We start from the raw sequence: 24,900 nt of genomic DNA, 5'->3' as shown, positions 1-24,900 counted from the left end.
GCAAGCGCTGTTTCAGCAATTTACGTCTGCTGACGCACATTGCCGAGGGCGATTTTCAGACGATTCATCCATCCGCACAGCCCGCTCCAGGTCAACAGATCGATCGCTTGTTCCGCAGAGAGTCCATATTCCGCGAGGGGCGTTAACTGGGCGGCGCTAAACCGGTCCGGCGAGCGGGTTAACAGCTGCACCGCGGTCACGAGAGACCGGGACTGAGGATGCTGCTGGAGCCAGTGATGGAGGGCCTGGTCGCCCTCCCGCAGATGGCTGGCGAACTCCTCTTCACCCTGCCAGTGGGGGAGCCAGGCGTCAAAACAGGTGGGGCTGCCATTGGTGCGCGCCGCGAGTAAGGCGACCTGCGGGCCAAAGGTATCATCCGTGCTGAGCTGGCGGATCAAGGTCTCCAGAGGCGTGAACAACGGTGGGTCGCAGGCCAGCAGTGGGGCCAGCTCACCCAGACCGGGCAGCGACTGCCAGCCGGCGATGCGCCGCTGGCGCTCATCATCGGCATACTGCAGATCGGGGTCCTCAAGGTCGCTCTGCCACTCTCCTGGTGGCGCGGTGAACAGTTCGGCAGGGGCCTCCTCTTGCTGAGGCATGCCGGGGATCCAGCGCACCGGATAGCCCAGCGCCGCCTGCAGGACGGCAATCGCCCGGGCCTGGAAGCCCACGAAACCGATAATCTGGTTGATCAGGATAATATCCCGGCTGGTTAAACCCACTTCGTCCAGCTGGCTGCGCGAGAGGGCGTTAATGACGGAGGGCGAACTGGCGAGCTGACGAGCATACTGAGTGATCTGCGCCAGGCGACGGTTGCTCTCGCGCGAAGAGTCAGGGCCAGGGAGGGGAGCCAGGCGGGCGGCATAGTGGTTACACAACCGCTGGACACCATAAACCTGGGCGACAGTCAGCGCGGTGCTCAGGCGATCGTAGGCGGTAAAGGTCTGCAGGCGACTCACCGCCACTTGGTCGGGAAACAACCGCTCTGCCAGCTGGCGAGCGGGGTGCAGCCAGCCTGCGTGGATGTGTAGCCAGGCTTCCGGCAGCGTCAGGTCCAGCAAAAAGCGGTCTTCAACATGGGCGGCTTCAGGGACAAGCGGTAGAACATCCACCGGGCAGATTGTTGACTGGGTTTCGTGATACCAGTGGTTTTTGCCATTCACGCGGCGTGGCTCCATGGGCTTTCCTTGTTCGGTATGTGGCGAACCGCCGTTCCGCGGATCGTTTATGCAGAACTATCCTGGCGTAACCCGGAAGCAGGAGAAAATATTGATACGTGCTAACAAATAGCCGATTGGAATAACAGGGGGAGCGTAAGGGATGGGGGGAAGGAAGAACCCTCCTCACCGGGGTGAGGAGGGAAAGAACTTACTTCAGTTCCAGCTCGTTCATGGCGGCGATATTGAACCCGCCGTCAACGTGAACGACTTCACCGGAGATACCCGCGGACAGGTTAGAGCACAGGAAGGCTGCGCTGTTGCCCACATCTTCAATGGTGACGGTGCGACGGATCGGGGTGACCGCTTCGCAGTGCGCCAGCATTTTACGGAAATCTTTAATGCCAGAAGCAGCCAGCGTACGGATCGGACCGGCAGAGATGGCGTTGACGCGAACGCCTTCCGGACCCATGGCGTTAGCCATATAGCGGACGTTAGCTTCCAGAGAGGCTTTGGCCAGACCCATTACGTTGTAGTTCGGGATCGCGCGCTCTGCGCCCAGGTAGGAGAGCGTCAGCAGAGCAGAGCCCGGGTTCAGCATGCTGCGGCAGGCTTTGGCCATCGCCACGAAGCTGTAGGCGCTGATGTCGTGCGCGATTTTAAAGCCGTCGCGGGTGACAACGTCAACGTAGTCGCCGTCTAACTGGTCAGCCGGGGCAAAACCGATAGAGTGGACGAAACCATCGAATTTCGGCCAGACTTTTTCCAGCTCGGTGAACAGCGCGGTGATGCTCTCATCTTCAGCAACGTCGCACGGCAGCACAATGTCAGAACCCAGCGCGGCAGCAAATTCTTCTACGCGACCTTTCAGTTTTTCATTCTGATAGGTGAATGCCAGTTCCGCGCCTTCGCGGTGCATTGCTTGCGCAATACCGTAGGCGATGGACAGTTTGCTGGCGACGCCAGTGATCAAAATGCGCTTACCGGAAAGAAAACCCATAGCTTTAATCCTTATCGTTATTGCTTATTTTTACTTTAACAATCATAACGTTAACATTGTTATTTCAAAATAACTCAAATTTAGCCGGGAATTATATCCCACTGACGACCCCTTGTGTCACGATATTTTTCAGCCGCGCCCGCGGCGTGCGGAGCAAAAGCGTATCGCGATAGCTCCAGTATACTCTCTCTTCTGATGATTATTTGAGCGCGATCTCCGCCAGCAGCAGACACCCGTTGGCACTGAGGGGCTGCAGCTCGCCAGGGGATTCACCGCGCCAGCAGAGACCGCTGCCGGCCGCACTTCGCTGCCCGGCCAGATCCCACTCGCCCTGAAGAACATAAGCGACTCCCTCAGTAGCAGGGCGTTGCTGGTCGTTTATCACCTTTACTCTCGCCGAGGCACGTCCGCGCTGGGTCATGATATTGAAGTCCAGCCCTGGCTCAACGATCCCGACGCTGGACAGCGCCCATTCGCCGGGGAACGCCCACGGCTGCCAGAGCGTCAGCGGATGGTCGATGTCCTCGCCGCACAGTCGTAGCGGTTGTCCCGCCAGCAGGGTGATCACCCGATCGACGCCGGGGAAGGGGGAAAAAGGACCATCCGCCTGCAGAGTGGCGATGCTGGCTCGCCAGAGAAAGGGGGCGTCTGTGGAAGGAACGGCGATAATTTCCCGGGTGGCACCGGCACCGTTCTTCCACGGCGTGATGGGTAAGGTGGCGATATCAAAAAAAAAGATCATGGTCTGCTCGGCGGAATTCAGAGGGTGGATGGTTTTTGTTACAAGCGTGTCGCAACATGCTTACAAATTATTTACAACAGGGCTCACAAATCCATCATCGAGCGCGTGTGTGGGTTTGTCAATGCTTGTATATACATGAGCAGTCATCTACGAATTATCTTATCGCAGTGACCAGAGCCATCATGACAAAACGCGATCGGGAGAATGAAAATGCAACAGCGTATTACTTTCCGCCAGGCCTGCCTGGTCACCCTGTTTTCGGGGCTACTGCTGTCTGGTGGCTCAACATACGCTAAAGAGTGGAAATCAATCACCATCGCTACGGAAGGCGGCTATGAACCCTGGAACCTGACGCTTCCCGGAGGGAAGTTGAGCGGCTTCGAACCTGAGCTCATGGCGAATTTATGCCAGCGGATGCAGATCGAATGCAAGCTGGTGGTACAGAACTGGGATGGCATGATTGCCGGACTTAACGCCGGAAAATATGACGTGATCATGGACGCTATTGTCGTCACCCCGGAGCGATCGAAGGTCGTGGCGTTTACCCAGGCCTACGCTGCCACGCCGGCCTCTTTCATTGCGGTAAAAGGGTCGCTGCTCCCTCCGTCTCCGACGGTCAAGCTTCATGATGATGAGAAAGAGATTCAGGCGGCGATTGCGCCTCTGCGCGCGGCGTTGAAAGGGAAAACTATCGGCATCGCTTCCGGCACCGTGTACACCCCGTTTATTGATAAGTATTTCAAGGATATCGCTGACATCAGGGAATATAACAACTCAGCGGATGCGATCCTCGACCTGCAGGCTGAGCGCATCGATGCGGTGTTTGATGATATTACCTTTGCCAACACCACCCTGTCGCGACCGGAGAATAACAATCTGGCATTGAGCGGTCCGCTGATGAGCGGGCCGATCTGGGGAGGCGGTGAGGCGATGGGCGTGCGCCTCACCGATACCGATCTCAAAGCGAAACTGGATAGCGCCATTCAGGCGGCGCTGGCCGATGGGACGGTAAAAAAACTGAGCGAGAAATGGTTTAAAAGCGACGTTACCCCCTGAGTGAGGCTCTCATGTTGAATCTTCTGAGTTTTGGTGAAAACGGGTGGGGGACGCTGATCCTCAGTGCCACGCTGACCACGTTGCTGCTGTCGCTCGCCGCGCTGGCCGTCGGTGCCGGGGTAGGCGGCGTCATTGCCGCCGCAAAGCTGTCCCGGCATGCGCCAGCGCGCTGGTTTGGCGCCGCCTGGTCGGTAGTATTCCGCGGTATCCCTGAGTTACTGGTGATCTACCTGTTCTATTTTGGCGGCTCAGGGATGATTTCATGGGTGGGGCGACTGTTTGGCGCTGACGGTTTTATTGAGGTTCCGCCCTTTCTGATTGGCGCCCTGGCGATTGGTTTGATCTCCTCCTCGTATCAGGCGGAAGTCTACCGTGCTGCTCGCCTGGCGCTGATGCCCGGTGAAGTGGAGGCGGCTACCGCTATCGGCATGCCGCGCTGGCGGATCCTGCAGCGCATTCTGTTGCCGCAGATTATCCGTTATTCGCTGCCTGGGTTATCCAACGTGTGGCAAATGAGCCTCAAAGATTCGGCGCTGGTATCGGTGACCGGCATCGTTGAGCTGATGCGCGCCAGCCAGATTGCCGCTGGCTCGACCCGCGATTATTTCCTGTTCTATCTGATCGGCGGCGGCTGTTATCTGATCCTGACGCTGCTCTCTAACCGCGCGTTTACCCGGGCGGAGAGCCATCTCAACCGCGCCTGGCTGCGTCGCAGCGCCGCGCAGGCGTAAGGAGCCCGTATGTTTATCGATTTTGCCTTCCTCGGTGAGACGTTATTGAAGCTCGGCGCGGCGCTGCCGGTGACGCTGGGGCTCTTTATTTGCTCTTTTATCCTCGGCGGCGTACTGGCCCTCGGCGTTTTAGCGCTGCGAATGAGCCACTGGCCGCTGGCTAGCGGTTTCGCCAAAGGCTATATCCTGATCTTTCGCGGTTCGCCATTGCTGATCCAGCTGTTTCTCATTTATTACGGGCTGGGTCAGTTTGGGGTGATCCGTCACAGTTTCCTGTGGCCGCTGCTGCGCGAACCCTTTATCTGCGCCGTTCTGGCGCTGGCGCTCTGTACAGCGGCCTACACCGCGGAAATTCTTCGCGGCGGGTTGCTGGCGATACCGCCGGGTCAGATTGAAGCCGGTCAGGCTTGCGGCATGTCGCGCTGGCTGTTGTTGCGGCGGATCATTGCCCCGGTGATGCTACGTTATGCACTGCCAGCCTACTCCACGGAGGCCATTCTGCTGGTCAAGTCGACGGCGCTGGCAAGCCTGGTGACCGTCTGGGACGTCACCGGGGTGGCGCAACAGATTATTCAGCGTACCTACCGGACGATGGAGGTATTCCTCTGCGCGGCGGCCATCTATTTGCTGCTTAATTTCATCATTGTGCAGCTGTACGCCCTGCTAGAACGGCGATTAACGCCGCATACCCGGCAAAACCCGGCGACCGTGTCGCTCAAGCCGATAACCAAAGGAGAGTAAGATGCTCGATTCACGTCCGGTGACCTTATCGGTCAGCGATATTCATAAGTCCTTTGGCTCCCTGGATGTCCTGAAGGGGATCACCATCCAGGCCCGGCAGGGCGATGTCATTTCGATCCTCGGCGCCAGCGGCTCCGGTAAAAGTACGCTGCTGCGCTGCATTAATCTGCTGGAAACGCCCGATGCCGGGGTGGTCAGCGTCGGTGGCGAGACGATTGAAATGAAGCACCACGCCCGCGGGCATCGGCTGGCGGCGAATCCCCGGCAGATAGAGCGCCTGCGTTCGCGGCTGGGGATGGTCTTTCAAAGTTTTAACCTGTGGTCGCATATGACGGTCCTGCAGAATGTCATTGAGGGGCCGCATTATGTGCTCAAACGGGATAAACGGACCTGCATTGAACAGGCTGAGCAACTGCTGGAGCGGGTGGGGATGTTGAACCGAAAGGATTTCTATCCGGCACAGCTCTCCGGCGGCCAACAGCAGCGCGTGGCAATAGCCCGCGCGCTGGCGATGGAGCCAGACGTCATGCTCTTTGATGAACCCACCTCAGCGCTGGATCCCGAACTGGTCGGCGAGGTGTTAAAGGTCATGCGCAGCCTGGCGGAAGAGGGGCGGACGATGCTGGTGGTCACCCACGAACTGGGATTCGCCCGCCATGTCTCCAACCGGGTGGTATTTATGCACCAGGGGACGATTGACTGCGACGGTGCGCCTGAGGCGCTATTTGGCACTCAGGGTTCCGCGCGCTTTAAGCAATTTATCTCCAGCCATCAACAGCCAGGACAGGTCGTATGAATATGATCCAGTGGGGCGATGCACCGATACGCTGGCAGGAGGTGGCTTGTGTCGCCCGGGGCGAGGCGATCTTGAGCCTCAGCGAAAGCGCCTGGGCGCGTATCGAGCAGGGGCGGGCGATTGTCCAGCATATCGTTAGCACCGGTCAGGTGGCCTATGGGATCAACACCGGGCTGGGGGCGCTGTGCAACATTACGCTGCCGGAAGCGCAGTTACACCAGCTGTCGCGCAATACGCTGCTCAGTCATGCCTGCGGGGTGGGGCCGCTGCTGGAGGTCGCCCCAACCCGGGCCATTATGTGCGCCGCGGTGGCCAATTTCAGCCACGGTAAATCCGGTATTTCCGCCGGGATAGTGCAGCAACTGCTGATGTTTTTGCAGCATGGCGTCACCCCCCAGGTGCCCTCTCAGGGGTCGGTTGGCTATTTAACGCATATGGCGCACATTGGCCTGGCCCTGATGGGAGTCGGCGATGTGCTATGGCAAGGGCGAACGTGGTCTGCGGCAGAGGTCCTGTCGCAGCTGAATCTGCAGCCCATCGCGCCGGGAGCGAAAGAGGGGCTCAGTCTGGTCAACGGTACGCCGTGCATGACCGGCCTGGCTTGCCTGGCCTTAGACGACGCCGAGCGCTTAATGAACTGGGCCGATGTGACCGGGGCGATGAGCTTTGAAGCGCTGCGCGGCCAGCTTGTGGCGTTTGATGCCGAGATCCTGGCGCTGAAAGCCAGTCCCGGGATCCAGACCAGCGGCCAGCGGCTGCGTGAGCTGCTGGCGGGCAGCCGTCTGCTGGCCGAAAGCGAAGGTCTTCGCACCCAGGATGCGCTGAGTCTCCGCTCGATGCCTCAGGTGCATGGCGCCTGCCGCGATCAGTTTAGCCATGCGCAGACGCAGATAAATATCGAACTTAACGCCTGTACCGATAATCCCCTAATCCTGGGCACCCTTGAGCAGTGGCGGGTGGTGTCCCAGGCGCATCCCCATGGTGAATCGGTGGCAATGGCCTGCGATTTGCTGGCTATTGCCATGGCTGAGCTGGGCGCTATCGCCGAACGACGTCTTGACCGGCTGGTGAATCCTCTGGTGAGCGGCTTGCCAGCGTTTCTGGTCGCCCGACCCGGGGTGAATTCAGGCATGATGATTGCCCAGTACGTCGCCGCGTCGCTGTGCGCGGAAAATAAGCAGCTGGCGCAGCCGGCGGTGCTGGATAATTTTGTTACCTCCGCTTTGCAGGAGGATCATTTAAGCCTGGGTACCAGTGCTGCGCTGAAACTACAGCGCCTGCTCGGCAACCTCTATCAGATCCTGGGTATCGAATATTTACTCGCGGCCCAGGGGCTCGATTTTCACGAGCCGCAGACGCTGGCGGCGGGTACACGTCGGGCGCGCGATCTGCTGCGCCAAAGCGTGCCTGGCTGGGAGGAGGATCGCTGGCTGGCGCCAGACATCGCCAGCGCAGTGGCTATCCTCAAGCGGAACGCTGGCCACGCGCCGGCATGACGTCACCAGCGAGGTAAGTGAGACGGGGCTATTTCCCGTCTTTGCGCCAGGCGTCGGCGGTGAGAGCTTCACCGAAGTGGCCGGCGATCAGGCGTCGGGTCAGGTCGTGCAGCGGTGAGGCCAGCACATCGGCAGTGCTGCCGCGCTCGACCACTTCGCCGTTATGCATCACCAGCACTTGATCGCTGATGTGCTTCATCATTCCCAGGTGCTGAGTGACATAGATATAGGAGATGCCCTGTTTCTCCTGCAGCTCCAGCATCAGATTGATGAGCTGGGAGCGCATCGACATATCCAGCGAGGCCAACGCCTCATCGCAGACGATGACCTTCGGGCGCAGGATCAGCGCCCTGGCGAGGCCGAGACGCTGCTTCTGACCGGGCGCCAACATATGGGGGTAATAGCTGACGTGGTCCGGCAGCAGACCAACCATGCGCAGCGTGTCGATAATCTGCTTTTGCCGCGCCTCGGCGTCGAGGTCGGTATTCAGCCGCAGCGGAAAATCGAGGATCTGCGAGATGCGCTGGCGCGGGTTCAGTGAGGTCGACGGATCCTGAAAGATCATACGAATCTTCTGGCTGCGGTAGGAGTAGTCCCCGAAAGTCAGCGGATGGTCGTCGATCAACAGCTCGCCGCTGGTGGGTTCCACCATGCCCGCCAGCATCTTGGCGAGGGTGGATTTCCCGGAGCCGTTCTCGCCGATAATCGCCAGCGTCTGCCTTTCACGCAGGGTAAAACTCAGCGGCTTGACGGCCTCCACCGTCTGGCGGTGAAACCAGCCGGTGCGGTAGCGAAAGGTCTTACTGAGTTGGCGAACTTCCAGCAATGTTTCGACCATTTCACTCTTTCTCCATGTTCAGCGGGAAATGACAGGCGTACAGATGGTTGCGCGCCCCGGTAAGACGCGGCGTTTCGATACACTCGCGCTGGGCGTAAGGGCAGCGCGGCCCCAGACGGCAGCCGATGGGCAGCTGCTCCAGCAGAGGGATCGCCCCTGGCAGGGTGTTGAGGCGGCTTTTATGCGGCATGGCGCTGCCAAAATCCGGGATCGCGCGGATTAACGCCTGGGTATAGGGGTGATGCGGCAGGGTGACCAGCTCTTCGCTGGGCCCGCTCTCCACCGTCTGCCCGCAGTACATGACGTTGATTTTATCCGCCCATTTGCTGAGCATCTGCAGATCGTGGCTGATCAGCAAAATGGTGGTGTTATTGTTCTGATTGAGCCGCGTCAGCAGGCGGATAATCTGCGCCTGAGTCGTTGGCTCCATGGCGTTGGTCGGTTCATCGGCGATCAGTAGGCGCGGCTGGTTGGCCAGGGCGATGGCAATCATCACCTTCTGGCACTCGCCCTCGGTCAACTGATAGGGGAAACTGCGCATGGCATCTTTGTGATCTTTAATGCCGACGCGGTGCAACAGCTCGATGGCCCGGCGCTTACGCCAGCCCAGCCGTTGCCACCAGCGCCCCTTGTAGGTCCAGCCGGGGATACTCTGAATCAGCTGCTGGCCGATGCGCTCAGAGGGATCAAGACAGGACTGCGGCTCCTGAAAAATCATCGACACGTTATGGCCGATCAGTTTCCGCCGCTCGCGGTTCGACAGTCGCAGCAGGTCGATGTCATCGAAGCGCATGCGGTCGGCGGTGACTCGCCAGTTGTCTTTGGTCACCCCGCAGATAGCTTTGGCAATAAGGCTTTTCCCGGAGCCGGATTCGCCCACCAGGCCGCGGATCTCGCCTTCAGTCAGGGTCAGACTGACGCGATCGACGGCTTTCACCCAACCTTCGTTGGTTCTAAATTCGATAGTTAAGTGACGAATATCGAGTAACGGCATTATTGTACCCCGGCAATGATCGCCCGGCGAATACCGTCGCCCAGCAGGTTGACCAGCAGTACGCTGAGCATAATCGCGGCCCCGGGCAGCATCACAGTCCACGGTGCGACATAGATAAGCTCCAGCGCATCGCCCAGCATGGCTCCCCATTCCGGCGAAGGCAGCTGGGCGCCGAGATCAAGAAAGCCCAGCGCGGCAATATCCAGAATAGCCATCGACAGGGCGCGGGTGATCTCGGTCACCAGGCCAGAGGCAATATTGGGCAGAATGGCGAACAGCAGAATGTTCAGCGTCGAGGCTCCGTCGAGGCGGGCGGCGATGATGTACTCTTTCTCCAGCTCATCGTGGACCAGGCTGTAGACGGAACGTACCATGCGCGGGAGCAGCGCCAGCCAGACGGCGAACATCGCATGGCTGAGGTGCGGCCCGGCAAAGGCGACGACGATAATCGCCAGCAGCAGCGAGGGAATAGAGAGCAGGGTATCGAGAATATGGTTCATCACTGCCGAGCGCAGGCCGTGAGTCGACCCGGCAATCACGCCCAGCACCAGGCCAAACAGCGTCGCGCCGAGGGTGACGACAAAAGCGCCACCGACGGTTGGCGCCGCGCCGCTCAGCAGCCGGCTCAGCACATCGCGGCCCAGGTCATCGGTCCCCAGGAAGAAGGAGACTTCGCCATAGCGCGACCACGACGGCGGCAGCAACTGATAGCCAAGGAACTGCTGATCTATGCCATAGGGGGCGAACCAGCCGCCGAAGACGCAGAGCAGGAGCAGGCCCGCGCAGCCGTACAGGCCGATCATCGCCGTGGTGTCACCATAGAATTTACGCCATACGGTGCGCAGCGCGCCGGGCGGACGCTTTTCCAGATAAACGCTATCGTAGGGCATACCATTCCTTATGTTTCAGCGGGTTAGCCATGGCACCGAGGATATCGGAAATCACGTTGACGATAATGACCAGTGCGCCAATCACCATGACGCCGGCGGAAATCGCCGCATAGTCCTGCTGGCGGATCGCGTTGATCAGCCAGCGTCCCAGTCCGGGCCAGCTGAACACCATCTCGGTGATCATCGCCAGGGTGAGCATGGTGGAAAACTGCAGGCCGAGGCGCGGGATCACCGGCGGCAGGGCGTTGTGCAGTACATGGCGCAGTAAAATTTTGCGTCGCGACACGCCGCGGGTGGCAGCCGCTTTGACATAGTTGGTGTCATACACCTCGCTGGTGCTGATGCGCATCAGGCGGATCACCTCGGTGGTGGGCGCCACCGCCAGGGTCAGCACCGGCAGCATCATATGCCGTGCGGCGCTGACGATCATCTCATGGCGCCATGGCGAGTCCGAGATCCATGCGTCAATCAGCGCAAAACCGGTGACGGTTTTCACCTCATACAGCAGATCGAAGCGGCCAGAGACCGGAAACCAGCCAAGAGTCAGCGAGAAGAAGAGGGTCAGGAGCAGCGCCAGCCAGAACACCGGGATCGAGAAACCAACCAGCGCGACGGCGCTGATCAGGGTATCAGGCCATTTGTTGCGCATTACGCCGGCGATCATGCCCACCGGAATGCCAATCAGCAGGGCAAAGCCGAAGGCGAGGATGCACAGCTCCATGGTCGCCGGGAACACCTCGCGCAGCTGCTCAGAAATCAACTGGCCGTTAATGCTGGAGACGCCAAAATCCCAGTGCAGCACCCCTTGAAACCAGAACAGCCACGCATTCCACAGGGAGGCGCCCTGTAGCGGCGCATGAGGGGTAAAATAACTCAGGCTGAAGCCGATAAAGGTCAGAAAAAAGAGGGTGACCAGCAGCAACAGCAGACGACGCAGGGTAAAAATAATCATGGTTTTTTCACCTCTTCGGTTTTCTCCCGCGATACGCCAGCGAACGAAGCGTTACCGAAGGGGCTCAGCACGAGGCCTTTCATATCATAGCGATAGGCCTGCAAACGCAGCGAGGAGGCCAGCGGCAGGACCGGCAGTTCGCGGGCGAGGATCCGCTGTGCCTCTTTGTAAGCGTCCATCCGCGAGGAGAGCTGTTGCGAAAGCAGCGCTTTTTGCAGCACGTCATCAAATTCCCGGTTACACCAGTGGGCAAAGTTGGTTTGTGAGGCGATCGCCGCGCAGCTCAGCAGCGGCCGGAAAAAACTGTCCGGATCGTTACTGTCCGTCGCCCAGCCGGAGAGCGTCAGGTCATGGTTCATGTCCATCAGCCGCGCCTCCTGGAAGCGCCCCTCCACCGGCATGATGATCACCTTGACGCCAATCTGCGCCATATCCGCCTGGATCAGCTCCGCCGTTTTCAGCGGGCTGGGGTTCCATGCCTGAGAGCTGGTGGGCACCCACAGCTTGAGGGTCAGATTTTCCAGCCCCAGGGCCTTCAGGCGGGCGCGGGCTTCCTGGGGATTGTACTCAGTAATTTTAGCGTCGTTATCGTAGGCCCACGAGGCGCGCGGTAGCATGGATGCCGCCGTCTCTGCGGTGCCGTAGTAGATGGACTGCATCAGGCGCTGGTTGTTAATAGCCAGCGCTAGCGCATGCCGCACCTCAGGGTTGTCCAGCGGCGGCTTGGCGGTGTTGAAGGCCAGCCAGGCAATGTTCATTCCCGGGCGCAGCGTCAGGCGCAGGCGCGGATCGTCGCGCAGGATCGTCAGCTGGCTGGCGGCGGGCCAGGCCAGCACGTCGCATTCCCCGGTGAGCAGTTTCGACAGTCGGCCGGTACCACCGGAGCCGAGGTCCACCACCACCTGCGGCATCAACGGTTTGCCGCGCCAGTAGTCGGGGTGACGCTGCAGACGGATATATTGCCCGGAGCGGTACTCGGACAACTGGAACGGACCGGTACCGACCGGCTGGCGATCCAGCTGCTCCTGGCGGTCGTCTTGCGTTAAGCGGGCGGCATATTCGGCAGAGGTAATTGACGCATAGTGAGTGGCCAGATGCCAGAGGAACGAGGCGTCCGGCCGCTTGAGGCGAAACTCCACGGTCTGATTATCCAGCTTACGCACACTCTCCACGCTGTCAGCAAACTGCAGACTGTCGAAGTAAGGGAAGCTGCTGCCGTTGACGTTGTGCCACGGATGGTCGCGGTTAAAAATACGGCCAAAGGTAAAAATCACATCATCCGCGTTGAAGTCCCGCGTTGGGGTAAACCATGCCGTGCGTTGAAACGGGACATGGCGGCGCAGGTGGAAGCGGTAGGTGGCGCCGTTATCAAGGACTTCCCAGCTCTCCGCCAGCTCGGGGACCAGCCGGTAGGTATAGGGATCGACGTCAAGCAGACGATCGTAGATCTGAGCGGCCAGCGTATCGACAATCAGGCCGCTGCTGACTTTCTGCGGATTAAAGGTATTCACCTGGCCGCTGACGCAATAGACGAAACCGCTGTCGCGGATATCGGCGCGGTCAGGGAGCACAGGGGCGGCAAAGGCCTGCCCACACAGCAGGGAAACGGCTGCCAGGAGAGATGACAATTTCAGGCGCATATTTTCTGTTTGATTATAGAGTTGAACTCTATCTTATTAAGATTTATAGACATTCACCACCGCCTTCAACAAGCCTGAGGGATAATGCGGTTACCGGGAGCGTATAGTATTCAGTCAATTGATTAAAATAGTAGCGGAACCGAGTCTGTATATTGAAACATGGTAACTTTTTATCGCCGATATCGCCAGTCAGGTCTGTTTGGCCGCGGTTTGCCAGACGATGAAACAGACGCTGACGCCGGGGAGATATATTCAGTATAGCGGGGAGAAAGCAGAGGGACTGACGGGCAGAGGGCGAGCCCGTCAGAAAATTAAACAGAGGGTTTCGCTCGTTTATCGTGACAACGTCACTTTTTGGTAATCCATATTCCGCAGGTCCTCCAGCAGCCCGGGGCCAACCGGCTGCCACTGCAATCGCTCACGGGTCCATGCTGAGCTGGCGCGCAGGTCAAGGGCGGTAAACGGCGCAAACCAGCCGAACCAGGCGTCGACCTGCGACTCATCCAGGTGGGTCAGCGGCAGGTTTAATCCCTGAGCAATTACCGCAGCAATATCGCGTAACGCGATCCCCTCTTCGTCCACCGCATGGTAGCGCTCGCCGGCCGCGCCCTGCAGCAGGGCGCTAACGTACAGTCGCGCGACGTCATTGACATGGGCGGCGGACCAGCGGTTGCTTCCCTCGCCGCGCAGGGCCACCGCCCCGTTGGCGACCGCGCGTTCGATATAGCTGGTCAGTAGCCCCTGGCGCACGGTGTCATGTACCTGCGGCAGGCGAACCACCCGAACATCCACTCCCGCCTCCAGCAGTTGCTGACCGGCGAGCTCAGAGGCGGTGCGCGGGCTGGGGTGCCCTGAGTTGAAGAACGACTCCCGGGCCGGGACGCCGCTCCCGTCGTCGCCCATCAATGTGCCGGAGGTGATGACCAGCGGCCGCGCGCTGCCTTGCAACGCCCGACCCATGGTCAGGATCGCCTGGCGGTCTTTCTCGCAGTTGGCGGCAAAGCGGCTGAAGTCGTGGTCGAAGGCGGTATGGATCACCGCGTCAGCGCCCTCGACGCCAGCCAGTAGCGAGTCCGGGGCGTCCAGCGTGCCGCGGTGCACCTCGACGCCTGCCGCTTTCAGGGTCTGCGCTGCGGTGTCGCTGCGCGCGAGGCCGATAACCTGATGGCCCGACGCCTGCAGGGCCGGAAGAATACGTGAGCCGATAAATCCGCTCGCGCCGGTAAGAAATATACGCATCATGGATCTCCTGAACGGGTTTCAGGCGTATCCTACCTGCGATGTCATACTATAAAAGTAGAGACATTATCGGGGTATAAATTCTAACAGGCAGAACCCACAGGCAGATGATGAACACTTCTGACAACCATGCTTTAGGCGATTTTCTCCGCGCCCGGCGCCAGCGCCTCGATCCGGCGACGTTTGGCTTCCCGGCGGGACGCCGGCGCACGCCGGGGCTGCGCCGCGAAGAGGTCGCGCAGCTCGCCAGTATCAGCCCGACCTGGTATACCTGGCTTGAACAGGGGCGCGGCGGGGCGCCCTCCCGCGAGGTGCTGGAGCGGATCGCCTGCGGTCTGCGGCTGACCACTCCGGAGCGCGAGCATCTGTTTATTCTCGCCTTTGGCCATCCGCCGCAGACGCGTCTGACGGTGACAGATGATATGACGCCGCGGCTGCAACGGGTGCTTGACGCTTTTACCATTCCGGCGATTATCCGCACCGCCAGCTGGGACGTCATCGCCTGGAACGCGGCGGCGGCCAGGGTGCTGACCGACTACAGCCAGCTACCGCTGGCGGAGCGCAACGTACTGCGTCGCCTGTTTACCCGACCTGAAGCCCGCTGCACGCTGGAGGACTGGCAGACGGTGGGGCAGCTTATCGTCAACGCTTTTCGCGCCGACGTCACCCGGATGGGGGCGACGACGGAAACTGACCAGTTGATCGCTGAACTCACGCAGCAGAGCGTTGAGTTCGCCCGTTTCTGGCAAAGCCATGACGTCGCCGGCCACGGAGAAGGCTATAAGCGCATTCACCATCCGCAGATGGGCCCGCTCGATCTGGAGTTCACCTCTTTTGCCGTGGAAGGCCGCCCCGATCTGTCGCTGCTGGTTTTCAACCCGGCGACGACGGAGAGCCAGCGCAAAATTCACGGATTGCTTGCGGGGGCGGGATCCTCGCCGGGAGCGCGCTGAGGCGTAAATTCGTACAGCGCCAAAGCGTTGCTTTCCAGCGAGTCGACCCGCAGCCAGTGTCCGTCAAGCCGGGCATCTTCCACACTGAGCGCCGGACGAGCCCGATGCATCAACCACTGGTAATCCTCAGCGTCGGGGCCGCTGCGGCTGCGAAAGGCGTCGACCAGCGGGAATAACGCGCCATGATGCTGATCGAACAGGTGCTGTTTGACGCGCCAGCCGCCCTCCAGGCCCTGCAGCCGCACGCTGTAGGGCTGGCTGAAACGCTGGATAAAGGCCGCTTCGCTGGAGAGCCAGGGATTGTAGACCACCGTATTGCGCAGCAGCAGCTGGTAGTGCCCCTGGTGGTGAAGCAACAGCAGGTTTTTATCCTGAAACAGGATCTCGCCGCGCAGCCGCCGCCAGAGCCACAGTACCCAGTAAACCGGGCGAGGCAGCCCGTGCAGATAGTGCAGCGCCAGGCTGGAGGTATCGAGCTTCCCGTTAGCGCGGGCTTCGCCCTGGAGGCCTGAATTTAACCAGAAGCCCGCCAGCCAGACCTGGTCCGCCACCCCCAGCAGATTATCCATCAACAGCGCGCCGCGAAAAAAGCGGCCGTTGGTATCCCGCGTATCGCCGGTCAGGGTATTCCAGGAGAGCAGCCACAGCGGCAGGTTAAGCTGTCGCTGGCGCAGGGCGCTGTGGATCTGCCGCAGCTTGTGCAGCGGATAATGTTCGCTGGAGGCCAGGCGGCTGCTGTCTGCCTGCGCCAGATCCAGTTGTTCGTTGGCATCTGCCTGGCAGGCGAGAAAATCCGCCTCCGCCAGCAGCGGTGAGTGAAACAACGGATCGTTACCGGGATCGCTGGGAGCAAAGCGGTGCCAGATCCCCAGCTGCGGCTGCGGCAGCAGGCGGTGAAGAACCTCGCGCTGCTGGCGCCAGGCCGCCTGGCGGGTCGCTTCGCTGGCCTGCGGCGACCAGTGCCAGACAAAGCGCCAGCTGTTGAGCGTGGCCGGCGGAAAATGGTTGGCGGCGAGCAGCAGAAACCGCTGCAGCAGGTCGCTGCGGGTGGTGACGCCGGTGTGGAGGATCACGTTCCAGCCCATCGCCGCCAGCCAGCTAAAAATCTGCTGCAGGTTATACCAGCAGGCGTAGCCGGCCATCTGCGGATCGTCCCAGCCGGTGCCGAACAGCCGGCTGCTGAGAAAGGGATCGTTGATATCGATGGCATACACCGGCAGGGCGCGGTGCAGCTGCTCCAGTTCCCGGCGCACATCCTCCCGTAGCAGGTCGTCCAGCTCGCGCACGGTCACCACCATCCGGGTATGGCGCAGCACAGCGGCGCGCGCCGGGCGATCGTGCAGGTTGATCTCCCGGGTCTGCGGCGGATTGATCGGCAGCGGGGGACTTTCCCGGTCGCGTGGTTCCGGTTCATTGAGGCGAGCATAGAGCCGGTCGACAGCGACCAGCTGCCAGCGGTCGGCCTGCGGCGGACGCGGTCGGGCAAGCTCCCGGGGATGCTGTTCACGATACTGGCGCGGCGTCACGCCGTGCTGGCGCTTAAACAGATCGCTCATCATACGGGTACTGGCGAACCCCTGTTCGCGGGCGATTTGCTGGGCGGGTTTGCGGGTGGTCAACAACTGATCGGCGGCGTGGCGCAGGCGCAGCGCGGTGAGGTACTGAACAAAACTCACCCCGACTTCTTTGTGAAATAAGCGTGACAGCCAGGCCTCGGAGACAAATTCCGCTGCCGCCACCTCCTGCAACGAGAGGCGGCGCTGATAGTTGGCGTCGATCCGCGCCACCACGCTGGCTATTCGCCGGCTCCAGTTCTCCGCTCCGCGGCGCGGCGTGGAGGCGATGGGCTGGCTGAAGCGCGTGGCCAGCAGGAGCACTATCTCACTCAGCCAGCGGTTGGCCTCCAGTCGGTAATGGCCGGGATGCTTGACCAGGCCGCTCACCAGCAGCTGGCGCATCAGGCGGCGCAGGCCGTCCTCCGCATCCCGGGTGCGCGGCGTTATCTGATAGTCGACAGCAAAAAAAGCGCTGTCAAGGCGGGTCAGCCAGCTGGCGGAAAGGGTCAGGATCATCACCGCGTTGGTACCGGCGCTGCGCAGACTCCAGCGACGGTTGCGGTTAACGATCGCCAGCTCGTCGGCGGCGAGCGGCTGCGGCACACCTTCCGCCTCCGTCAGATTTACGCTCCCCTCCAGCACCCATAGCAGCGTCAGCAGATCGCCTTCTGTCTGGTTCAACTGACGTACATCGCGCACGGTGACGCTAGAGTCGCCTGAATGCTGCTCCACGTGACACTCCTCCGCAGACAAAAAACAACCCGTCATTTTTTGTCATAACTGATATGTATGAAAAACAGTCATTGATTTCTCGTCAATATAAAACAAAAAAGCGCACCTGAAAGCTGTTTCACCCGCATAAACTCGAAAGTGTCGTGCAAACACAACACAGGAATAATAAAAATGACACATCCGTTGCTTGAAGCCTTGCAGGTCAACGAGGCGCAATTTATTGCCCTGCGTCGCCAGTTCCACCAGCAGCCGGAGATCGGCTTTGAAGAACATCAAACCAGCAATGAGGTCGCTCGACTGCTTGGCGAGTGGGGATACGAGGTTCACCGCGGCCTGGCGGGCACCGGAGTGGTGGGCACGCTGCGCGTCGGCCACGGAAAAAAACGCCTCGGCCTGCGGGCGGATATGGATGCCCTGCCGATGCAGGAGCGGAGCGGGAAGCCGTGGGCAAGCCAGGTTGACGGGCGTTTCCACGGCTGCGGCCATGACGGGCACACCACCACGCTGCTCTACGCGGCTGAATATCTGGCGCGCACCCGCCAGTTTACCGGGACGCTGCAGCTGATTTTCCAGCCCGCGGAAGAGCTGTTGTACGGCGGGCGAGTGATGGTCGAGGACGGTCTGTTTGACCAGTTCCCCTGCGATGCCATCTTCGGCTTGCACAATATGCCGGGTCAGCCGCTGGGCAAGATCGGCCTGCGCGACGGGGCGATGATGGCCTCCTCCGATACGCTGCATATTGAGGTGAAAGGCGTTGGCGGCCACGGCGCGGTACCGGAGCATACCGTGGATGCCACGCTGGTCGCCTGCCATATCACCCTCGCGCTGCAGTCGATCGTCTCGCGGAATATCACCCCGTTCGAACCGGCGGTGGTCACCGTCGGCAGCATCCAGGCCGGACACGCGCCCAATATCATTAACGATCACGTGCTGATGAAGCTCACGGTGCGCACCCTCAATGAGCAGGTGCGCGAGACCGTGCTGCAGCGGATCCATGATATCGCCGTGGCTCAGGCGGAGAGCTTCAACGCCACGGCCACGCTGACGCACGTCAACGGCAGCCCGGTATTGCGTAACGATCCGGCGGCCAACGCGATGGTGCGGGAGGTGGCGACATCGCTGTTTGGCGCAGAGCAGGTGGGCGAGGTGAAGCCGTTTATGGGCAGTGAAGATTTTGCCTTCATGCTGGAACAGCACCCGCATGGCAGCTATTTCACCATCGGCGCTGGCGATGAGCCGGATCGCTGCATGGTCCATAACCCGGGCTATGACTTCAACGACGCGCTGCTGCTGACCGGGGCGGCGCTGTGGTGCGGTCTGGCGGAACACTATTTGCGTTAATCACCGGAAACAGGAGGGCCATGCGATGAGCACTGTCACCGTGAGCGACACCCCCTTTGTCGGCAGCGATCGCCTGCTGGTGGGGATTGTGCTAAGCGTTTTAACCTTCTGGCTGTTTGCCCAGTCGGTGATTAACGTGGTGCCGGCGATGAAAAGCAGTCTTGATATCTCCCTTGAAACCTTAACCCTGGCCGTCAGTCTCAGCGCGCTGTTCAGCGGCTGTTTCGTGGTCGCCAGCGGCGGCCTGGCGGACAAGTTTGGCCGGATGCGGATGACCACCCTCGGACTGGGGCTGAGCATCGTCGGCAGCGCCATGCTGGTGGTCGCTCAGGGACCGGGGTTGTTCCTGGCCGGCCGGGTGCTACAGGGGCTGTCGGCGGCGTGCATTATGCCGGCGACGCTGGCGCTGATTAAGACCTGGTATGAGGGGCGTGCGCGGCAGCGGGCGGTCAGCTTCTGGGTCATCGGCTCGTGGGGCGGCAGCGGTCTCTGTTCCTTCGTTGGCGGAGCCATTGCCACCGGGCTCGGCTGGCGCTGGATCTTCGTCTTCTCCATTGCCGTCGCTCTGCTGGCGCTGTTTTTGCTGCGCGGCACGCCGGAGAGCCGCAGCGCCAGCGCCAGCCAGCATAAGCTGGACGTCGGCGGTCTGCTGAGCCTGATTGCCGCGCTGGTGCTGGTGAATTTGTTTATCAGCAAGGGTCATGGCTGGGGATGGAGCAGTCCGCTGTCGTTGACCATGCTGGTCGGGGCGCTGGCGGCGGGGGCGGTATTTATCCGCAACGGCATGCGCAAAGGCGAGGCGGCGCTGATTGATTTTGCGCTGTTTCGTAACCGGGCCTACGGCGCGGCAGTGCTGTCGAACTTTCTGCTCAATGGGGCGATTGGCACCATGATGATCGCCAGCATCTGGCTGCAGCAGGGGCACCACCTGACGCCGCTGGAGAGCGGGATGATGACCCTCGGCTATCTGGTGACCGTCCTGGCGATGATCCGGGTGGGCGAGAAGCTGCTGCAGCGCTATGGCGCCCGGCTGCCGATGATGGCCGGGCCGGTGCTGACCGCCATTGCCATCGGCCTGATATCCTGCACTTTTCTCGATAAGGCGCTGTATATCGGGGTGGTGTTCGCCAGCAACGTGCTGTTTGGCCTCGGGCTGGGCTGCTACGCCACACCGTCAACGGATACGGCGGTGGCCAACGCGCCGGAGAACAAAATTGGCGTCGCCTCGGGGATCTACAAGATGGGCAGCTCGCTGGGCGGGGCGATGGGTATTGCCGTGACCGCGTCACTTTTCGCGCTGTTTTTGCCGCTGGGCATGGCCCATGCCGCCCAGTATGCCCTGTGGTTCAACGCCGTCTTATGCCTGGGGGCGATGGCGGTGAGCGCGCTGCTGCTGCCGCGCGCCTCTCACAGCTGATGTTTTTTTAGTAGCGCGCGGAGCTGGTGATAGGTTAACCCCAGCAGCTCCGCCGCCTGCTTCTGATGATACTTCGCCTGCTGCAGACTCCGCTGCAGCAGGCGTTTTTCCTGCTGGAGCTGAAAATCGCGCAGATCCAGCGGCAGAGCGGGCAGCTCGTCCCCGGACGCGGCCTCCGGCACGGAGGCCGCGGTCTGACGGAAAGGGTTAAGGATAATGGCGTCCAGCTCGTGCTCGCTGTCGCCGTGGCGATAGACCGAGCGCTCAACGACGTTCTTCAGTTCACGAATATTCCCCGGCCAGCGGTAGCCGAGCAGCGTTGCGGTGGCACGTTCGCTGAAGCCGGGAAACAGCGGCAAACCGAGCTCGCGGCACATCTGAATGGCAAACTGGTTGGCGAGCAGCATGATGTCGCTCTGCCGTTCGCGTAGCGGCGGAAGCTGCACCACGTCGAAGGCCAGACGGTCGAGCAGGTCGGCGCGAAAATGGCCTTCCTCCACCATCCGCGGCAGGTCAGCGTTGGTGGCGCACACCAGCCGGACGTTGACCTGCAGCGGCTGGCTGCCGCCCACGCGCTCCAGCTCGCCATATTCAATCACTCTTAACAGCTTCTCCTGCACCAGCATCGGCGCCGTCGCCAGCTCATCAAGAAATAACGTCCCGCCGTCGGCGCGCTCGAAGCGCCCGGGATGGCGCTTGCTGGCCCCGGTGAAGGCCCCGGCTTCGTGGCCGAATAGTTCCGAATCGAGCAAATTGTCGTTCAGCGCCGCGCAGTTCAGCGAGATAAACGGCCCCTGCCAGCGGCTGGAGAGGTAGTGGAGACGGTTAGCGATAAGCTCTTTCCCGGTGCCGCGCTCGCCGATGACCAGCACCGGCTTATCCAGCGGAGCCAGCCGGGAAACCTGTTCCAGCACCTCGAGAAAGCTGTTGGCCTCGCCCAGCAGATTATCCTTGTACTGCGCCATGATGAATTTCGCCATTAAGTAGTGTGATTAACCAGGTGACTGTAGCAATGCCCTGCACAATTCGCAACCACTCTGTTTAAAATCAATAAGATAAAAAGTTGGCACGTCATTTGTATTAGCTAAGCCACAGGTGAATGCCTGAAACCAGAACTATGAGGATTGAAATTATGGGTATTTTTTCTCGTTTTGCCGACATCGTGAACGCCAACATCAACTCCCTGCTGGAGAAAGCGGAGGACCCGCAAAAGCTGGTGCGTCTGATGATCCAGGAGATGGAAGACACGCTGGTGGAAGTGCGTTCCACGTCGGCCCGCGCGCTGGCGGAAAAGAAACAGCTGACCCGTCGTATTGAGCAGGCGGTCGCCCAGCAGGCGGAATGGCAGGAAAAAGCCGAGCTGGCGCTGCGTAAAGAGAAAGAGGATCTGGCCCGGGCGGCGCTGATCGAAAAGCAGAAGCTGACCGACCTTATCGCTCAACTTGATCATGAAGTGCAGCTGGTGGATGAAACGCTGGCGCGCATGAAAAAAGAGATTGGCGAGCTGGAGAACAAACTCAGCGAAACCCGCGCTCGTCAGCAGGCGCTGGCGCTGCGCCATCAGGCGGCGAGTTCGTCCCGCGATGTGCGTCGCCAGCTGGACAGCGGTAAACTGGATGAGGCGATGGCCCGCTTTGAATCCTTTGAGCGTCGCATCGATCAGATGGAAGCGGAAGCGGAGAGCCACCGCTTTGGCAAGCAGCAGACGCTGGATCAGCAGTTTGCCGAACTGAAAGCGGACGATGAAATCAGCGAGCAGCTGGCGGCGTTGAAAGCCAAAATGAATCAGTCCAACCAGTAAGTATGATTGCGCGGCGCGGCGTTGCGCCGCGGCTCACCCCCTGTAAGGAGTACACATGAGCATGCTTTTTCTCGCCATTCCGCTGACGCTGTTTGTGCTGTTTGTTCTGCCGGTCTGGCTGTGGCTGCACTACAACAATCGCGGCGCCAACGGCAGTCTGACGCAAAATGAGCAGCAACGGCTGCTGCAGTTGACCGATGACGCGAAGCGGATGCGCGAACGTATTCAGGCGCTGGAAGCGATCCTGGATGCTGAACATCCGAACTGGAGAGACAAATAATGGCCGGACTGGATCTGAATAAAAAACTGTGGCGTATCCCGCAGCGCGGGATGGTGAAGGGCGTTTGCGCGGGCATTGCTCAGCATCTTGATGTCCCGGTGAAGCTGGTGCGTCTGATTACCGTGCTGGCGATGATATTCGGCCTCTTTTTCTTTGTCCTGGTGGCCTACATCATTTTGACTTTTGCTCTGGATCCGATGCCGGACAGTGAACTGTACGGTCACAAGGCGCCGAGCAATGGCGATCTGCTGGCCGCCGTGGATGCCGAACTGGCCTCCGGTGAACAGCGCCTGCGTGAAATGGAGCGGTATGTGACCTCCGACACCTTTACGCTGCGCAGCCGCTTTCGCCAGCTGTAAATCCTGTTTTTAACGAGTGAGGCAACGCATGAATAGCAAATGGCAACGCGCCGGGCAGCAGGTGAAGCCCGGTCTGAAAATCGTCGGTAAGCTGGCGCTGCTGACCGCGCTGCGTTACGGCCCGGCGGGCGTTGCCGGCTGGGCGGTCAAATCGGTCGCGCGTCGGCCGCTGAAAATGCTGCTGGCGGTGGCGCTGGAGCCGCTGCTCAGCCGGCTGGCCAACCGCGTCACGCGCGGGATGAAATAATGCCGCCGTGGGGAAGGCGCAAAAGGATTAACGTTGTCCTGCTTATCCCCGGCAGATAGCTTATGATGACGAGACATACCTTCAGGGCATAACGGACTGGCGATGAAGCGACTGAAAACTGAATTGAATGCGCTGGTCAACCGCGGGGTTGACCGGCATTTACGTCTGGCGGTGACCGGCCTGAGCCGGAGCGGTAAAACGGCGTTTATCACCGCGCTGGTCAATCAACTATTGAATATCCACACGGGCGCCCGCCTGCCCCTGCTGAGCGCCGCACGCGAAGAGCGGCTGCTCGGCGTCAAGCGCGTGCCGCAGCGGGACTTTGGCATTCCCCGATTCACCTACGACGAAGGGCTGGCCCAGCTGTACGGCCAGCCCCCCATGTGGCCAACCCCGACGCGCGGGGTGAGCGAGATCCGTCTCGCGCTGCGCTACCGTTCGAATGACTCCCTGCTGCGCCATTTTAAAGATACCTCCACGCTGTATCTGGAGATCGTCGACTATCCGGGCGAGTGGCTGCTCGACCTGCCGATGCTGGCACAGGATTATCTGAGCTGGTCACGACAGATGACCGGGCTCCTGCAGGGACAGCGTGCGGAGTGGTCGGCCCGCTGGCGGCAGCTGTGCGCCGGGCTGGATCCGCTGGCCCCTGCCGATGAGGCCCGTCTGGCAGATATCGCTGCCGCCTGGACGGACTATCTGCACGCCTGTAAGCGCGAAGGGCTGCACTTTATCCAGCCCGGGCGCTTTGTCCTGCCCGGTGAAATGGCGGGTGCGCCGGCGCTGCAGTTTTTCCCGTGGCCCGACGTCGACGCCATCGGCGAAGCCAAGCTGGCGCAGGCCGATAAACACAGCAACGCCGGCATGCTGCGCGAACGCTACAAATACTATTGCGAAAGGGTGGTGAAGGGGTTCTACAAAGAGCACTTCCTGCGCTTCGACCGGCAGATTGTGCTGGTGGACTGTCTGCAGCCGCTCAACAGCGGGCCGCAGGCTTTTAACGATATGCGTCTGGCATTGACCCAGCTGATGCAAAGTTTCCATTACGGGCAGCGCACCTTGTTCCGCCGGTTGTTTTCGCCGGTTATCGACAAGCTGCTGTTTGCCGCCACCAAAGCTGACCACGTCACGGTCGATCAGCACAGCAATATGGTGTCGCTCCTGCAGCAACTGATTCAGGACGCGTGGCAGAACGCCGCCTTTGAGGGGATCAGTATGGATTGCCTGGGGCTGGCGTCCATTCAGGCGACCCAGAGCGGGCTGATTGAGGTGAATGGCGAGAAAATTCCCGCCCTGCGCGGCGATCGGCTGAGCGACGGCCAGCCGTTGACCATCTATCCCGGCGAGGTGCCGGCGCGTCTGCCGGGCCAGGCCTTCTGGCAGCAGCAGGGATTTCAGTTTGAAAACTTTCGTCCGCAGGTCATGGATGTCGATCGGCCTTTGCCGCACATTCGCCTCGACGCGGCGCTGGAATTTTTGATTGGAGATAAACTGCGATGAGCGAACCGTTAAAACCGCGGATTGATTTTGATGGTCCGCTGCAAGCGGAAAAAATTCCGCCGCTGAAAAGCGCCCGCGCCTTCGACACCCTGGAGGCCGACAACTTCGCGCCAGCGCGGCTGGTGACCGGCGAAGAGGAAGAGGGGGCGGCGGAAGCGGTGGTGGAGTCGGTCCTGCGACCCAAACGCAGCCTGTGGCGGCGGATGGTCAGCGCCGGACTGGCGATCTTCGGCGTCAGCGTCGTGGCGCAAGGCGTGCAGTGGACGGCTAACGCCTGGCAGACCCAGGACTGGATTGCGCTGGGCGGCTGCGTCGCCGGGGCGCTGATCGTCGGGGCCGGCGTCGGATCGGTGGCCACCGAGTGGCGCCGTCTGTGGCGACTGCGCCAGCGCGCCCACGAACGCGATGAAGCGCGCGATATGCTGCACAGTCACGCGGTCGG

At 60.7% G+C, this 24,900-nt stretch carries 24 protein-coding genes and 1 pseudogene; 14 read left to right on the top strand and 11 right to left on the bottom strand.

The features are described from left to right. Positions 1–20: 20 nt before the first annotated feature. The 3 genes from CW267_RS20890 to CW267_RS20880 all read right to left on the bottom strand — a co-directional run bounded on the left by CW267_RS20890 (position 21) and on the right by CW267_RS20880 (position 2,899). Positions 21–1,178 carry a carboxymuconolactone decarboxylase family protein gene (locus tag CW267_RS20890; protein ID WP_012542042.1) on the bottom strand — a complete coding sequence of 386 codons (1,158 nt, stop codon included), beginning with the start codon at positions 1,176–1,178 and terminating at the stop codon, positions 21–23. Positions 1,179–1,368: 190 nt separating this feature from the next. Next, on the bottom strand, positions 1,369–2,157 hold the full coding sequence (fabI, locus tag CW267_RS20885) for an enoyl-ACP reductase FabI (RefSeq protein ID WP_008807797.1): 789 nt from the start codon (positions 2,155–2,157) through the stop codon (positions 1,369–1,371). Positions 2,158–2,356: 199 nt separating this feature from the next. After that, positions 2,357–2,899, bottom strand: a complete 543-nt coding sequence (locus CW267_RS20880) for a HutD family protein (protein WP_008807798.1) — start codon at positions 2,897–2,899, stop codon at positions 2,357–2,359. A gap of 210 nt (positions 2,900–3,109) precedes the next feature. Between CW267_RS20880 and CW267_RS20875 the strand changes: the two genes are divergently transcribed. The 5 genes from CW267_RS20875 to CW267_RS20855 are packed head-to-tail and all read left to right on the top strand — an operon-like array spanning position 3,110 to position 7,719. After that, positions 3,110–3,955, top strand: coding sequence for a transporter substrate-binding domain-containing protein (locus CW267_RS20875; protein ID WP_023322435.1), 846 nt, complete (start codon positions 3,110–3,112; stop codon positions 3,953–3,955). Between the two features lie 11 nt (positions 3,956–3,966). Next, a complete protein-coding gene (locus tag CW267_RS20870; protein ID WP_008807800.1) occupies positions 3,967–4,686 on the top strand; it encodes an ABC transporter permease in 720 nt (239 codons plus the stop codon). Positions 4,687–4,695: 9 nt separating this feature from the next. Further along, the gene (locus tag CW267_RS20865; RefSeq protein ID WP_012968438.1) at positions 4,696–5,427 is read left to right on the top strand and encodes an ABC transporter permease; all 732 of its coding nucleotides are present in this window, start codon (positions 4,696–4,698) and stop codon (positions 5,425–5,427) included. Position 5,428: 1 nt separating this feature from the next. Next, the gene (locus tag CW267_RS20860; protein WP_008807802.1) at positions 5,429–6,223 is read left to right on the top strand and encodes an ABC transporter ATP-binding protein; all 795 of its coding nucleotides are present in this window, start codon (positions 5,429–5,431) and stop codon (positions 6,221–6,223) included. Further along, positions 6,220–7,719: an HAL/PAL/TAL family ammonia-lyase gene (locus CW267_RS20855; RefSeq protein ID WP_100781365.1), complete on the top strand. Its 1,500-nt coding sequence runs from the start codon at positions 6,220–6,222 to the stop codon at positions 7,717–7,719. Before CW267_RS20860 ends, CW267_RS20855 begins: the two co-directional genes overlap by 4 nt. A gap of 28 nt (positions 7,720–7,747) precedes the next feature. Here CW267_RS20855 and sapF read toward each other — a convergent pair whose 3' ends face one another. The 6 genes from sapF to CW267_RS20825 form a co-directional block, all read right to left on the bottom strand. Further along, complete coding sequence (gene sapF, locus CW267_RS20850) at positions 7,748–8,557, bottom strand: putrescine export ABC transporter ATP-binding protein SapF (protein ID WP_004140269.1); 810 nt, start codon at positions 8,555–8,557, stop codon at positions 7,748–7,750. Position 8,558: 1 nt separating this feature from the next. Beyond that, positions 8,559–9,551 carry a putrescine export ABC transporter ATP-binding protein SapD gene (sapD, locus tag CW267_RS20845; protein ID WP_008807804.1) on the bottom strand — a complete coding sequence of 331 codons (993 nt, stop codon included), beginning with the start codon at positions 9,549–9,551 and terminating at the stop codon, positions 8,559–8,561. Beyond that, positions 9,551–10,441, bottom strand: a complete 891-nt coding sequence (gene sapC, locus CW267_RS20840; protein WP_008807805.1) for a putrescine export ABC transporter permease SapC — start codon at positions 10,439–10,441, stop codon at positions 9,551–9,553. The genes sapD and sapC overlap by 1 nt, the downstream gene beginning before the upstream one ends. Beyond that, positions 10,428–11,393, bottom strand: coding sequence for a putrescine export ABC transporter permease SapB (sapB, locus tag CW267_RS20835; protein WP_012968437.1), 966 nt, complete (start codon positions 11,391–11,393; stop codon positions 10,428–10,430). The genes sapC and sapB overlap by 14 nt, the downstream gene beginning before the upstream one ends. After that, on the bottom strand, positions 11,390–13,033 hold the full coding sequence (sapA, locus tag CW267_RS20830; RefSeq protein WP_008805240.1) for an ABC transporter substrate-binding protein SapA: 1,644 nt from the start codon (positions 13,031–13,033) through the stop codon (positions 11,390–11,392). Before sapA ends, sapB begins: the two co-directional genes overlap by 4 nt. Positions 13,034–13,366: 333 nt before the next feature. Then, on the bottom strand, positions 13,367–14,275 hold the full coding sequence (locus CW267_RS20825) for an SDR family oxidoreductase (protein WP_165787457.1): 909 nt from the start codon (positions 14,273–14,275) through the stop codon (positions 13,367–13,369). A 107-nt stretch (positions 14,276–14,382) separates the two neighbouring features. Between CW267_RS20825 and CW267_RS20820 the strand changes: the two genes are divergently transcribed. Then, positions 14,383–15,225 carry a helix-turn-helix transcriptional regulator gene (locus CW267_RS20820; protein WP_008805238.1) on the top strand — a complete coding sequence of 281 codons (843 nt, stop codon included), beginning with the start codon at positions 14,383–14,385 and terminating at the stop codon, positions 15,223–15,225. On the opposite strand, the gene CW267_RS20815 is transcribed toward CW267_RS20820, so the two are convergent. After that, positions 15,180–17,513: a helix-turn-helix domain-containing protein gene (locus tag CW267_RS20815; RefSeq protein WP_100781367.1), complete on the bottom strand. Its 2,334-nt coding sequence runs from the start codon at positions 17,511–17,513 to the stop codon at positions 15,180–15,182. The two genes, CW267_RS20820 and CW267_RS20815, sit on opposite strands and share 46 nt — an antisense overlap. A gap of 171 nt (positions 17,514–17,684) precedes the next feature. On the opposite strand from CW267_RS20815, the gene CW267_RS20810 reads away from it, so the two are divergent. Continuing rightward, positions 17,685–18,854, top strand: a complete 1,170-nt coding sequence (locus CW267_RS20810; RefSeq protein ID WP_023297456.1) for a M20 aminoacylase family protein — start codon at positions 17,685–17,687, stop codon at positions 18,852–18,854. Positions 18,855–18,879: 25 nt separating this feature from the next. Then, complete coding sequence (locus tag CW267_RS20805; protein ID WP_008805235.1) at positions 18,880–20,271, top strand: MFS transporter; 1,392 nt, start codon at positions 18,880–18,882, stop codon at positions 20,269–20,271. On the opposite strand, the gene pspF is transcribed toward CW267_RS20805, so the two are convergent. Continuing rightward, entirely contained in the window at positions 20,262–21,251 is a 990-nt protein-coding gene (gene pspF / locus CW267_RS20800) for a phage shock protein operon transcriptional activator (protein WP_008805234.1), read from the bottom strand. The genes CW267_RS20805 and pspF overlap by 10 nt on opposite strands. A 152-nt stretch (positions 21,252–21,403) precedes the next feature. Between pspF and pspA the strand changes: the two genes are divergently transcribed. From pspA to CW267_RS20770, 6 genes and pseudogenes are all read left to right on the top strand, one after another. Then, on the top strand, positions 21,404–22,072 hold the full coding sequence (gene pspA / locus CW267_RS20795; protein WP_004203910.1) for a phage shock protein PspA: 669 nt from the start codon (positions 21,404–21,406) through the stop codon (positions 22,070–22,072). A 55-nt stretch (positions 22,073–22,127) separates the two neighbouring features. Next, positions 22,128–22,352 carry an envelope stress response membrane protein PspB gene (gene pspB, locus CW267_RS20790; protein ID WP_002901911.1) on the top strand — a complete coding sequence of 75 codons (225 nt, stop codon included), beginning with the start codon at positions 22,128–22,130 and terminating at the stop codon, positions 22,350–22,352. Further along, positions 22,352–22,711: an envelope stress response membrane protein PspC gene (gene pspC / locus CW267_RS20785; RefSeq protein WP_004203911.1), complete on the top strand. Its 360-nt coding sequence runs from the start codon at positions 22,352–22,354 to the stop codon at positions 22,709–22,711. Before pspB ends, pspC begins: the two co-directional genes overlap by 1 nt. Positions 22,712–22,739: 28 nt before the next feature. Then, complete coding sequence (pspD, locus tag CW267_RS20780) at positions 22,740–22,958, top strand: phage shock protein PspD (RefSeq protein ID WP_002901915.1); 219 nt, start codon at positions 22,740–22,742, stop codon at positions 22,956–22,958. A 102-nt stretch (positions 22,959–23,060) separates the two neighbouring features. Continuing rightward, entirely contained in the window at positions 23,061–24,458 is a 1,398-nt protein-coding gene (locus CW267_RS20775) for a YcjX family protein (RefSeq protein WP_008805233.1), read from the top strand. Further along, a pseudogene (locus CW267_RS20770) lies at positions 24,455–24,900 on the top strand (TIGR01620 family protein); the annotation flags it as partial. The gene CW267_RS20775 and the pseudogene CW267_RS20770, both read left to right, overlap by 4 nt.

The organism is Klebsiella sp. X1-16S-Nf21, assembly GCF_002837615.1.
Taxonomy (GTDB): Bacteria; Pseudomonadota; Gammaproteobacteria; order Enterobacterales; family Enterobacteriaceae; genus Klebsiella; species Klebsiella variicola.
The sequence above is the reverse complement of the archived record's forward strand: the minus strand, read 5'-3'. Positions and strand labels throughout refer to the sequence as shown.